At 70.6% G+C, this 12,691-nt stretch carries 8 protein-coding genes and 1 pseudogene; 4 read left to right on the top strand and 5 right to left on the bottom strand.

Features of this window, described 5'->3' with window-relative positions; all coding sequences use genetic code 11:
• Nucleotides 1-33: 33 nt before the first annotated feature.
• The 4 genes and pseudogenes from QQM39_RS44265 to QQM39_RS44280 form a co-directional block, all read right to left on the bottom strand.
• Nucleotides 34-2,943, bottom strand: a complete 2,910-nt coding sequence (locus QQM39_RS44265) for an AAA family ATPase (protein ID WP_302003209.1) — start codon at nt 2,941-2,943, stop codon at nt 34-36.
• Nucleotides 2,944-3,209: 266 nt separating this feature from the next.
• Entirely contained in the window at nt 3,210-3,971 is a 762-nt protein-coding gene (locus tag QQM39_RS44270; RefSeq protein ID WP_302003210.1) for a sesquiterpene cyclase, read from the bottom strand.
• Nucleotides 3,972-4,221: 250 nt separating this feature from the next.
• Nucleotides 4,222-5,640 (bottom strand): cytochrome P450, encoded by a 1,419-nt coding sequence (locus QQM39_RS44275; protein WP_302003211.1) that lies wholly within the window; start codon nt 5,638-5,640, stop codon nt 4,222-4,224.
• A 278-nt stretch (nt 5,641-5,918) separates the two neighbouring features.
• Nucleotides 5,919-6,638 (bottom strand): annotated as a pseudogene (locus QQM39_RS44280) (penicillin acylase family protein); the annotation flags it as partial.
• Nucleotides 6,639-6,858: 220 nt separating this feature from the next.
• Between QQM39_RS44280 and QQM39_RS44285 the strand changes: the two are divergent.
• On the top strand, nt 6,859-8,358 hold the full coding sequence (locus QQM39_RS44285) for an acyl-CoA synthetase (protein ID WP_302003212.1): 1,500 nt from the start codon (nt 6,859-6,861) through the stop codon (nt 8,356-8,358).
• Nucleotides 8,359-8,442: 84 nt separating this feature from the next.
• Here QQM39_RS44285 and paaK read toward each other — a convergent pair whose 3' ends face one another.
• Nucleotides 8,443-9,738, bottom strand: a complete 1,296-nt coding sequence (paaK, locus tag QQM39_RS44290; RefSeq protein ID WP_302003213.1) for a phenylacetate--CoA ligase PaaK — start codon at nt 9,736-9,738, stop codon at nt 8,443-8,445.
• Between the two features lie 163 nt (nt 9,739-9,901).
• Between paaK and QQM39_RS44295 the strand changes: the two genes are divergently transcribed.
• Genes QQM39_RS44295 through QQM39_RS44305 form a run of 3 tightly spaced genes read left to right on the top strand, consistent with a single transcriptional unit; the run spans nt 9,902 to nt 12,583 of the window.
• On the top strand, nt 9,902-10,771 hold the full coding sequence (locus tag QQM39_RS44295; RefSeq protein ID WP_302003214.1) for an alpha/beta fold hydrolase: 870 nt from the start codon (nt 9,902-9,904) through the stop codon (nt 10,769-10,771).
• A gap of 42 nt (nt 10,772-10,813) precedes the next feature.
• Nucleotides 10,814-11,299: a cation:proton antiporter regulatory subunit gene (locus QQM39_RS44300; protein ID WP_302003215.1), complete on the top strand. Its 486-nt coding sequence runs from the start codon at nt 10,814-10,816 to the stop codon at nt 11,297-11,299.
• 6 nt (nt 11,300-11,305) lie between these two features.
• Nucleotides 11,306-12,583 (top strand): cation:proton antiporter, encoded by a 1,278-nt coding sequence (locus tag QQM39_RS44305; RefSeq protein WP_302003216.1) that lies wholly within the window; start codon nt 11,306-11,308, stop codon nt 12,581-12,583.
• Nucleotides 12,584-12,691 lie beyond the last annotated feature (108 nt).

Raw genomic sequence — 12,691 nt, forward strand, 5'->3', positions numbered from 1 at the left:
CGCTCGTCCGGGATCGGCGGCCGGCCGGGGGCCTCAGGAGCGAGGGCGAGGAAAGGTCTCCAGGGCCTTGGCGAGGCCGGTGGCGTCGGTGCCGACCTTGCGGTAGACGCTGGACAGCAACTGCCGCACGCCCTGCTCGGTGAGCCGGAGTTCCTTGGCGATCACTGCCACCGGTTGGCCCTGGACCGCCAGTTCGGCGGTACGGCGCTCCTGAGCCGTCAGTGTGTCCGCCTGCGTGTACCGAAGCGGCAGCGGGCGCAGTCCGGCCGCCGAGAGTTCCTCCCTGGCCCGGGCGGCGAGCGCCTCCGCCCCACAGTGGACGGCACCTTCCAGACCCCGGTAGAGCCGATCGGCGGCCTCCTGGACTCGGCCGTCCAGGGACAGGGCGGCGCCGTGGCCGATCAGGGCACGGGCGAGCTCGTAGGAGGCGGGCGACTGCTCCAGGTGGTCCACGGCCTCGGCGTACAGGTCGACCGCCGCCGGACCGCCGGTCACCTCGGCGAGGGTGTGGAGGGCTTGGCCGATCGTGGAGGCGGCGCCGAAGTCCCGGGCACGCTTGACCGCGTCCTGGGCGTGACCGACCGCCGCCTCCGGGGCGGTGGAGGCGAGGGCGGCCGCCAGGTGCAGCTGCCACGGGCACCAGGAGGGGTTGCGCACGCCCCGCGCGTCCAGCCAGTCCCCGACGGCGGACAACAGGCTCTCGGCCTCGGCATGCCGGCCCTCGGCCAGGAGCAGTTCGGCGTACACCGTGCGGGGATCGGGGTAGATGACGGCGTTCGGGACGACCTCGCCGTAGCGGTAGGAGTCGGCGAGGCGACGCGCGTCGGTGATGCGGCCGCGGGCGAGCAGGATCTGGATGAGGATGCCGACGGCGAACCACTGGGCGGGGACCGCACCTGCCACACGGTCGGCGGTGCGCAGCCCGGACCGTACGAGTTCCTCCGCCTCGGGGAGGCAGCCGCGGCGGTAGCGGATGTAGCCGAAAAGAGTCTGTCCCTGCGCCAGGTGGGAGCCGCGCCAGCCCATGCGCTCGCACTCGGCCATGCCCTCGGTGAACAGTTCTTCGGCCCGCCGCGGCTGGTCGCAGTACATGAACACCAGGGCGACCGAGACGGGTACCTCGAAGCCCCGGTTCTCGTCCGTCCAGCTCAGTCCACCGCGCAGGGCCTCCTCCGCACACGCGAAGACGGTCTGCCGGGGCTCGCCGCGCACCATGGCGTCCCAGGCCCGCAGCCCCAGGATGTACCGCTCCTCCAGACCACGGCCGGCCAACCGCTCGGCCAGCCGCGCCAGCCTGCGCGAGCGGGCGAACGAGTCGGGCTCATCGGTGCGGAAGGCGCTCCAGACGAAGTGGTCGGCCTGTATGCGCAGGCGGATGCGCGGATGGGTGGCAAGCCGCGCCGCGTCGGCGGACACGGTCGCCGCCTCGGCCAGCCGGTCGGTGTGGGCCAGCGCCTGGGTCAGCCGGTAGACGATGGAGGCCCGCAGATGGGGCTCCACGTCGGACTCCGCCAGCGCCTCCTGGAGATGGCTGACCGTCGCCGTCGGTTCGATCAGGAAGGTCGAGCACGCGAGCTCGTGCAGGAGTGCGGCCCGGTCCTGCGGACGCGGTGGCTCCTGCAACGCTCGGGACAGGACGCGCCGGGCGGCCTCCGGAGCCCCGGCCCGAAGGTGCTCACGGGCGGCCTCGCGCAGGCATGCGACCACCTCCGGCCTGCCCTCGCAGGGAACCTCCAGCAGATGCCGGGCGGCGACGGTCGGACCGTACCCTGCCGCGCGGACGGCCTCCGCGGCCCTGTCGTGCATGCCGACCCGCAGGCCCGAGGGGATGGACCGGTAGATCGTCGTGGCGATCAGCGGGTGGACGAACTCGATGCCGCCCCCGGGTCCCTCGGCGTCGGAAAGGATTCGGGCGGCGCGCAACTTCTCGGTGACCTCCACGGCCTCCTCGCTACCGATCACCGCGAGAGTGGCGGCGAGCTCCCGTGACACCGGTGGACCCAGTACGGCCGCGGCATGGGCGAAACGGACGGTGGTGGTGCCGAGCGCGCGCAGGCTCTCGATCAGTCCAGGGCCCTTGACCGCTGCGGCCAGGTCCCGCATCGCGGGCAACTCGTCCTGTGCGCCCTTCAGGTTCCGTTCGCCGAGCCTGATGGCGAGTTCGACGGTCTCGAACGGGCTGCCGCCGGTCACCGACCAGCACTCGTCGCAGAACGCGTCCTCGACACCCTCTCCCAGTGCGTCCCGGACGATCTGGGCCACGCCGGCGGCGCTGAGCCGCGCCAGCGGGTACGGGCGGTTCTCGTGACGCTCGACGACCGTGCGGAAGGGGGCCGCCTCGGGCGGCAGTTCGTCGGGCCGGTAGGCCACGACGAGCAGAAGCGGAAGATCGGCGGCCCGCGGAGCGAACGAGGCGAGCCAGCCGAGTGACTCGAGATCGGCCCAGTGCAGGTCGTCCAGGAGCAGGACGAGGGGCGCCTTCATCGCCGCGAGACGCGTCATGACCCAGTCGAGGCCGTCGCGCACCCCGGTCGGGTCCGGCGCCTGGGCGGTGTCCGTCGCCTCCAGGCCGAGCGCGGCGGCGACGATGTCGTACCAACTGCCCAGGAAAGTACGGCGTTCCGTTTCGTCCATGGTGGCCAGCGTGGGCTGGACGAGCTGGCGCACCAGACGGAACGCCAGCTCCTGATCTTTCTCGCCGGCCCGGGCCGAGAGCACATGGAATCCGTGTGCCGCGGCGCGGGCGCGTGCCTTCGTGAGGAGTGCCGTCTTGCCCAGCCCGGCCGGACCGGTGAAGGCGAGCAGCTCGGTGGGGCGCGCTCGCTGCACGCCGCCGGCTGCGTCGCGGAGGTCCGACAAGGCGGAGTCGAGAGCCTGGAGTTCCCGTTGGCGCTCCAGCAACGGGCGGGGCTCGGAGTTCGGTTGCCACGACCCATGCGCCATGTGCCCTACCGCTTCCTGTCGTCGATCCGGAGGACAGCGCAGAGCGTACGCCGCGGGTGAGCGCCCAGTGGCCCTGTTCGGGCACGAGGATGACAGAGAAGGATGAATTCCGCGCCCAAGTGGTTCGATTGTCCGCTCTTCGGGTAGGGAGCCCCGAATAAGTGCTCTCGGCCCTCGACAAGTGCTCTCGGCCGTTGAGGAATACCGATCGTGGGTGGGCCGGGAGCCGTGCGCCCGCGGCGTGGCGCCGACGGGCGCACGATCTCTCACAGCAGAGCGGGAGCCAGCGCCGCGTCCGCATAGCGCGGCACGCTGCGGGACCAGTAGTAACACCCACGGATCCAGCCGACCATGCCGTCCACGTAGCCGATCCCGGCAGGGCTCAACTCCGGCTTGATCTCTTCGTAGAGCCGCTCGAACTCCCTGATCGTGCCGTTGATCTGCCGGATGGCCAGCATCACGGCCGCCGGAAGGGAGCACCCGTGGGCCCGCTGGTGGGCGAGGGCCAGATTGATCACGCCGCCCGTCCGCTGCTCCTTCACCGCGGAGAAGAGGTCGGGTATCCACACCGCCGCATCGGCCGACAGCCGGCTCAGACGTTGCACTACGGGGTGATGGAGCTCCTCGGGGGACAGCTCGCGCGGTTGCGCCGCTTCGGCCAGCGGGTAGAAGGGCTCGACGCCCGCGGTGAGCGAACGTATGGAGGTGCTCAGTGCCATGTGCGGGGGGAGGGGCTGCGCCTGGGCCACCGCCTCGTACAGCAGGCCGTGCACGTATTCGCGGCTCTTCCACGCCCAGCGCGCTGCTTGTGCGGGGGTGCACCGCTCTCGGACCTGCCGGTGGAGATCGGCCAGCGCCGCCCCGAGGAGCGTGCCGGGCCGGGCGTCGTCGCGCAGGATGCCGATGCTCTCGCTCAGCATGGGCAGGAGCCGGTCCGGTGACCGCCGACCCATCTCTTCCGCCCGGTCGTCGAAGACGAATTGATAGGCGATTTGGTTCGCCACGATCTGGAGGAGATCCAACTCCACCGTCGGGCTGATGCGGGACGCGAGTTCGGCGGGCCGGTGAAGGCGATCATCGCCTCCACCCCCAGTTCGTCGGTGAGCCCGCACGTGCGTAACCACGCGTCGACGCCGTCGGCCGCTTCGGATGCGTGGGCATTGCTCAGAAACGGGAAGGGCATATAGAGATGGGCGTCGATCAGTTCCGTGAGATTGGAGGCGGGAATTCCGCCTTGCGTGGCGAGACCGACTTCCTCATGCGTCGTCGACACCGTTGTCACCTTCCGTTCGGGAGTCGTGTACGAGACGGTGTGCCGAGAGGCTGTTGCGCTCGCGGTTCGCAGACCATCACCAACGACCTCGGCCCCAACGTTGCCGCGGGACGCACGTGTTCGACGTGTCCGGGCACGTGGCGCAGCCGCCAATTCCGTGCGACGTACGCGAGGGTCATGGTGGCTTCCGCCATGGCGAAAGAGTCGCCGATGCATTTACGGCTGCCCGCTGCGAACGGAATCATCGCTCCCTGCGGGACGCCGGCGGTCTGCCCCGGTTGCCAGCGGTCGGGGAGGAAGCGGTCGGGCTCGGGGAACGAGGCCGGGTCGTGGTGCAGGAGGTACGGGCTGTACAGGACGGTGGCGCCCGGCGGGAGGCGGTGACCGGCCAGGTCCGTTTCCTTGGTGGTGACGCGGGTGAAGAGCCAGCCGGGCGGGCGGTGGCGAAGCGTCTCGGTGAGGACGAGCCGGGTGCGGACGAGGCGCGGCAGCTCGTCGGGACCGGGCAGCCGGCCTCCGGCGAGCACGGCGTCGACCTCGGCATGCAGCCGGCGCTCCTCCTCCGGATGCCGCGCCAGCAGGTCGAGGGCGGAGGTGAGGCACAGGGCGGTGGTCTCGGCTCCGGCGAACAGGAGCGTGATGAGCTGGTCGTGGACTTCCTGTTCGGTGATCGCCGCTCCGCCATGGTCCTGCCTGGCCGCCAGGAGAGTGCCCAGCACGTCGGTCCGGTCGCTGCACGCAGTGCCCTGTCGGCGCTCTGCGATGGCCGCGTCGACGATCGCGTGCAGGCGGTCGACAGCACGCCGGTAACGACGGTTCGCGGGCGTGGGGACGCGGAACAGGGCGTCGACCGGCACCACCGTCCGGACGAAGAGGCCGCGGACGATGGTGGCGAGGCAGCTGCGCAATTCGGCGCCCGTCGCGGCGTCGAGCGAGTCGGAGAAGAGCACACGGCTCATCACCCGCGTCGTCAGTGCCAGCATGGCCGCGCTGACGTCGACCTGCTCGCCGGCTCGCCACTCACGGCACACCGACTTCACCTCCCCACCCATCAGCGCCGAGTGGTCGGTGACACGGGCCGGGCGGAAGTCGGGTTGGAGCATCCTGCGCTGCCGCCGGTGCTCCTGGTGCCGGCAGGTGCCGACCCCGTCACCCAGAAACGATCGCAGCCTGTCGTAGAGCGGGCCCCCCTTGTCGAAGGTGCGCGAGTCCATGAGCACCTGGTGGACCAACTCCGGGTGACACACCATCCAGGCGCGTTGGGGACCCAGTCGTATCTCGACCAGGTCCCCATGAGTGGGCAAAGAATTCAGAAAAGCCAACGGGCGACGGTACAAGGCGATACCGTGGCCGATGAATGGGAATATGCCCGGCGCAGTACCCACCCTCCAGGCGTGTTCTCGTTCAGGCACAGCACGGCTCATGGAAACCTCCCCCTCAAAGCGCGACACGTGAAGTGGCTGAACGTGCCACGGACTTGACACTTGAGACAAGTCCTGCCCAGTTCAAGCGGCGCTCGGCTTCCGGAAACCTTTCTCCAATGGGGCGCACAGAAGCACGGAGTAGCAAAAGAAGCATTCGGTGAACGGTTGTTGTTGCATCATGCAACGACGGCGATTTTCACTCGTCACTCAAGTGTGGTCTCGCACCATGTGGTCTCGCACCATGTGGTCCCGCCCCATGGGGACGGGGCCACATCGACTCAGCGTTCGCGCACGCGCACGACCTTCAGAGCGGGCGAAGCCGCGATGTCCTTCTCGCAGAACCGCGAGGTCACCCACTTCTCACCCGAGAACAACCGGGCCTGGTCGCTGAAGCGGGGCGAGTGCGGGTTCGAGGACTGGGAGTGCGTCAGCAGCGTACGTGCGACCGGGCAGCGGCTGTCGTCCCAGCCCACCGCCTGGATGTGGCTGGAGCCGGTCGTCACCTCCCGATAGCCGCCGCGCGCCTGGTCCCACACCGGCTCGATCTTGTTCCACACGCCGAGCCCTTCCGTGCCGCCCGGACCGGGGATGCGCTGGCCCTTCCGTACGACGAACTGGTGCTCGCCGAGGCGGGAGTCGAGCGCGATGCCCGCCGCCCGGAGTTCGGCGACCGTCTCCGCGAGGGCCACGGCGAAGCCGGCGGCGGCGGTGTTGAGGGTGTTGAGGGTGTTCGGTGTGCGCACCGGGTCCGCCGCCGAGAAGGGCACCTTCCAGCGCTGGGCGGCCGGCATCTTCGCCGTCAGCTTCCGCCAGAACCGGTCGAAGAGCAGGGCGCCCCGGCTGCCGGTGTCCATGGTGCGATCCCAGGTCGCGAGCACCGAACAGGCCTCGGTGACGTCAACGGCCTTGCCGTCGCTGCCTGTTGCCGTGCCGCCAGGCAGCGCGGCACACGCCGTCGCCGTGTCGGCCGCGGCCAGGTCTGCCGCCGGCTGCCGGTCGTGCCGGTCCGGCCGCTCGGCCGCGGTCGCGGGCAGTCCGGCCGTGGCGGCGAGCTGGGCGACGGCCGCGACGACGCGGCGTCTGGGGCGGGTGCGCATCGTGCCTCCCAACGTCATCGAGGGAAGGAACCGTTGAGCATACCAACGGGTATGTGCCCCCGGTGAGGTGACCTGCCGTCCTGCTTGACCTGTCTGTGCGGCACACCGAGGATCATGTGTCATGACGCCAGGACACGGCAGCACGGTTGACGGAGTACTGAGCCGCAGCGCCCGACGCACCCCTGCGCGCGTCGCGGTCGACCACCGCGGCCGCACCTGGACGTACGAGGAACTCGACGAGGCCGTGTCGCGCGCGGCGAGCGTCCTGCTCGGCCAGGGACTCACCCCCGGCGACCGGGTCGGTGCCTACGGCCACAACTCGGACGCCTATCTGATCGCCTTCCTCGCCTGCGCCCGCGCGGGCCTCGTCCACGTCCCGGTCAACCACAACCTCACCGGCGACGACCTCGCGTACATCGTCGGCCAGTCCGGCAGCTCCCTGGTCCTCACGGACCCGGACCTGGCGGATCGACTCCCGGACGGCGTCCCTACGCTGCCCCTGCGCGGCGCCGACGACTCACTGCTGGCGCGGCAGGCCACGGCAGCCGTCTACGACGGCCCCGAGCCGCGCAGCGAGGACCTGGTGCAACTGCTCTACACCTCGGGCACGACCGCCTTGCCGAAGGGCGCGATGATGACCCACCGCGCCCTGGTCCACGAGTACCTGAGCGCGATCGCCGCCCTCGACCTGAGTGCCGGTGACCGCCCCGTCCACTCGCTGCCGCTGTACCACTCGGCGCAGATGCACGTGTTCCTCCTGCCGTACCTGGCGGTCGGCGCCACGAACATCATCCTGGACGGGCCCGACGGCGATCAGCTCTTCGATCTGATCGAAGCGGGCCGCGCGGACAGCCTGTTCGCCCCGCCCACCGTGTGGATCGCCCTGGCGGGCCGCCCCGACTTCGCGACCCGCGATCTGGACGGCCTGCGCAAGGCGTACTACGGCGCCTCGATCATGCCGGTCCCGGTACTGGAGCGGCTGCGTGAGCGATGGCCCAAGCTCGCCTTCTACAACTGCTTCGGGCAGAGCGAGATCGGCCCCCTGGCCACGGTGCTGGCCCCCGACGAACACAAGGGCCGCATGGACTCCTGCGGCCGTACCGTCCTCTTCGTCGACGCCCGTGTGGTCGACGAGAACGGCGAGGACGTGCCCGACGGCACGCCCGGCGAGATCGTCTACCGCTCCCCGCAGCTGTGCGAGGGCTACTGGGACAAGCCCGAGGAGACCGCCGAGGCCTTCCGGGACGGCTGGTTCCACTCCGGCGACCTCGCGGTGCGCGACGCACACGGCTACTTCACCATCGTCGACCGGGTGAAGGACGTCATCAACTCCGGTGGCGTACTGGTCGCTTCACGCCAGGTCGAGGATGCGCTGTACACGCACGAGGGCGTCGCCGAGGTCGCCGTCATCGGCCTGCCCGACGAGCGGTGGATCGAGGCGGTCACAGCGGTCGTCGTCCCACGCGGCGAGGTGACCGAGGCCGAACTGATCGAGCACGCGCGCGAGAAGCTCGCCCACTTCAAGGCGCCGAAGCGGGTGGTGTTCGTGGACGGGCTGCCACGCAACGCGAGCGGGAAGATCCTCAAGCGGGAGCTGCGGGACCGGTTTGCCGAGGGATAGCGGGGTCGCAGGTCCTGCCCAGCGCGGACGCAGGACCTGACCAGCGCGGACGCAGGACCTGACCAGCGCGGACGCAGGTCCTACCTAGCGGGGACGCAGGTCCTCGATCCGCCGGATCTTGCCCACGGACCTCTCCAGCGACTCCGGTTCGACGATCTCCACCGCGACCGACACCCCGATGACGTCCTTCACGGCCGCCGCGATGGCCTGCGCGGCGGCGTCCCGCGTCTCGGGCGACGCGTCGCGGCGGGCCTCCGCCCGCACCGTGAGGGTGTCGAGACGGCCCTCCCGGGTGAGACGCAACTGGAAGTGCGGTGCCACGCCCGGCGTCCGGAGCACGATCTCCTCGATCTGCGTGGGGAAGAGGTTGACCCCGCGCAGGATGACCATGTCGTCACTGCGCCCGGTGATCTTCTCCATCCGCCGGAACACCCGAGCGGTCCCCGGCAACAGCCGCGTCAGGTCCCGCGTGCGGTACCGGACGACGGGCATCGCCTCCTTGGTGAGCGAGGTGAAGACCAGCTCGCCCTCCTGACCGTCGGGCAGCACTTCGCCGGTGAACGGGTCGACGATCTCCGGGAAGAAGTGGTCTTCCCACACATGCAGGCCGTCCTTGGACTCCACACACTCCTGCGCGACCCCGGGCCCGATCACTTCGGACAGCCCATATATGTCGACGGCGTCGATCGCGAACCGCTCCTCGATCTCCTGACGCATCTGCTCGGTCCAGGGCTCGGCACCGAAGATGCCGACACGCAGGGAGGTACCGCGCGGATCGACGCCCTGCCGCTCGAACTCGTCGAGGAGGGTGAGCATGTACGAGGGCGTCACCATGATGATCTCGGGCCTCAGGTCCTGGATCAGCTGGACCTGGCGGGCCGTCATACCGCCGGACGCCGGGATGACCGTACAGCCGAGCCGCTCGGCACCATAGTGTGCGCCGAGCCCACCGGTGAACAGCCCATAGCCGTACGCCACATGGACCTTGTCTCCGGGCCGTCCGCCCGCCGCCCGGATGGAGCGGGCCACCATGTCGGACCACAGGGAAAGGTCGGCGTCGGTGTAGCCGACGACCGTGGGACGTCCGGTGGTGCCACTGGAGGCATGGATGCGGCGAATACGGTCCTGGGGCACGGCGAACATCCCGTACGGGTAGTTCTCGCGCAGGTCGGCCTTGGTGGTGAACGGGAAGCGGGACAGATCGGCGAGCGAGCGGCAGTCGCCGGGCCGTACGCCTGCCTTGTCGAAGGACTCCCGGTAGAACGGCACGTTGTCGTACGCGTGCCGAAGCGACGCCCGCAACCGCTCCAGCTGCAATGCCCGCAACGCCTCCGGGTCGAGCCGTTCCCCAGCGTCCAGCAGCTCCGTCGCATCCGCCATGGGGAGTTCTCCCTCGCCAACCGCGTCAATCCGGACGACCGATCATTCGGTCCGGGTGTTCGGGATCAGCAATCCAGGCGGCGAATGATCAGGCAAGGGGGCGGGCCGTACTTTCCGGCAACTCCGTTGCGGTGAAAGCGCCTCGACGACCAAGATCGGCACCATGCCGTTCTTCACCGCGACCGACGGGACCGAGATCGCCTACCACCTGCGGGGCGAGAGCGAACCGCTCGTCGTCCTCCCCGGCGGACCGATGCGGGCCTCCGCCTACCTGGGTGACCTGGGCGGACTCGCCGCGCACCGACAGCTCGTGCTGCTCGACCTCAGGGGCACCGGGAACTCGGCCGTACCGGCGGACCCGGCGACGTACCGCTGCGACCACCTGGTGGACGACGTAGAGGTGTTGCGCGCCCACATGGGGCTGGCCCACATGGATGTGCTCGGGCACTCGGCGGGCGGCAGCCTCGCCATGCTGTACGCCGCCCGGTACCCGGAGCGGGTGTCGCGGCTGGCCCTGGTGACCGCGAATCCGTGGGCGCTGGGGATGCCGGCCACCGCCGAGGACCGGCTGGCCGCCGCTCGGCTGAGGGAGGGCGAGCCGTGGTTCGCGGAGGCCTTCCCGGCGTACCAGGCCTCGCTGGCGGGAGCGGGCGAGTTCGACCCGGTGTTCGCGCCCTTCTTCTACGGGCGCTGGGACGGCGCGGCCAAGGAGCACGACGCACGCGGCGACGACGAGTTCAACGACGAGGCCGCCGGCATCTACGGCTCCGAGGGCGCCTACGACCCGCCCGCCACCCGCTCCGCGCTCTCCCGGCTCGCCGCCCCGGTCCTCGTCCTCGCGGGCGAACTCGACGTCGCCCCCGGCCCCGAGCTCGCCCACCGCACCGCCGACGTCTTCCCGAACGCCGAGGTCGCCGTGGAGCCCGGCGCCGGGCACCATCCGTGGCTGGACGACGCGGAGTGGTTCGTACGGCGCGTCGTGACCTTCCTGGACGGGGGAGCACCCGGCGGCCCGAATCTCGGCAATGGTTAGGGTTTGGCAAAGAACCGGACGCCTGAACGAACAGGGGACCACGTGAGCGCTCCACGCCTGAGCAGTACGCCATTGCCCGGCATCGGGGTCCGCTACGACCTCACCACGCGTGAGCAGCGCCGTCTGTCGGTGGTCGCCCACCGGGACGGATCACGGACGCTGAGCGCGTACCGCAAGGACGACCCGGACGCCTGCGCGCTGTCGGTACGGCTCACCTCCGGTGAGGCGGCCACGCTGATCGACGCGCTGATGCCGGCGCACCACAGCCCCAACCTGCTGTCCACCACCGAACTGGGCCTCGTCGCCGAGCGGATCGAGCTGTCCGCCACCTCGCACTGGAACGGGCGGCTGCTCGGCGAGACCCGGATGCGCACCGAGACCGGCGTGTCCATCGTGGCCGTGCTGCGCCGCGCCGAGGCCATCCCCTCGCCGACGCCCGACTTCCGGCTGGCCGGCGGCGACACCCTGATCGTGATCGGCACCCGCGAGGGTGTGGAGACGGCCGCCGCGATACTCGGACGGGAGTGAGCCGCGATGCACTCCTCCGCGGTCTTCCTCATCGAGTTCGGCGCGATCATCCTCGCCCTGGGTCTGCTGGGCCGGTTCGCCGGGCGTTTCCAGTTCTCGCCCATCCCCCTGTACCTGCTGGCCGGGCTCGCCTTCGGCAAGGGCGGGCTGCTTCCTCTGGGCGCCAGCGAGGACTTCGTCGCCATCGGCGCCGAGATCGGCGTGATCCTGCTGCTGCTCATGCTCGGCCTCGAGTACACGGCCAGCGATCTGCTCTCCAACCTCAAGACCCAGTACCCGGCCGGTCTCGTCGACGCCGCGCTCAACGCCCTGCCCGGTGCCGCGATGGCGCTGCTGCTCGGCTGGGGCCCGGTCGCCGCCGTCGTACTGGCCGGCGTCACCTGGATCTCCTCCTCCGGCGTCATCGCGAAGGTCCTCGGCGACCTTGGGCGGCTCGGCAATCGCGAGACGCCGGTCGTCCTGAGCATCCTGGTCCTGGAAGACCTCTCCATGGCCGTCTACCTGCCGATCGTCACCGCCCTGCTCGCCGGTGCCGGTCTCGCCGCGGGCAGCGCCACCCTTGCCATCGCGCTCGGCGTCGCGGGGCTCGTCCTCCTGCTCGCGGTGCGCTACGGCCGCCACATCTCCCGGTTCGTCTCCAGCGACGACCCCGAGAAGCTGCTGCTCGTCGTGCTCGGCCTGACCCTCGTCGTGGCCGGGCTGGCCCAGCAACTCCAGGTCTCCGCCGCCGTCGGCGCGTTCCTGGTCGGCATCGCGCTGTCCGGTGAGGTGGCCGAGGGGGCGCACAACCTTCTAGCGCCCCTGCGGGACCTGTTCGCCGCCGTGTTCTTCGTCTTCTTCGGCCTGCACACCGACCCCGCGAGCATCCCGCCAGTGCTGGCGCCCGCGCTCACCCTGGCCGTAGTCACCGCGCTGACGAAGATCGCCACCGGCTACTGGGCCGCACGACGCGCCGGGATCTCCGCCAAGGGCCGCTGGCGGGCGGGTGGAACGCTGGTGGCTCGCGGCGAGTTCTCCATCGTCATCGCCGGGCTCGCCGTCACCGCCGGCATCGAGCCGTCGCTGGGCCCGCTGGCCACCGCCTACGTACTGATCCTGGTGATCCTGGGCCCGCTCACCGCCCGCTACACCGAACCGCTGGCGACCCGTCTGACGGAGCGTCTGGGCAGGCGTGCGCCGAGGGGCGCGGCAGCCACCGACGGCGAGGCCGGGGGCGAGGCCGATCCGTCGGCGGACGCACCGCACGATGTGGTGGAGGGACAGGGCGTCGTCGGCCGGCCCTGAGCGAAGGGCACGGCCGGCGGTCGACCGCCGTACGACAACCGGCCAGGAGCCCCTACGACAGCCATGGGCACGTTGCGACGCGCTGCGGGATCCTCGACCACAGGATGG

The sequence above is a fragment of the Streptomyces sp. DT2A-34 genome (genome assembly GCF_030499515.1).
In the GTDB taxonomy this organism is placed as follows: domain Bacteria; phylum Actinomycetota; class Actinomycetes; order Streptomycetales; family Streptomycetaceae; genus Streptomyces.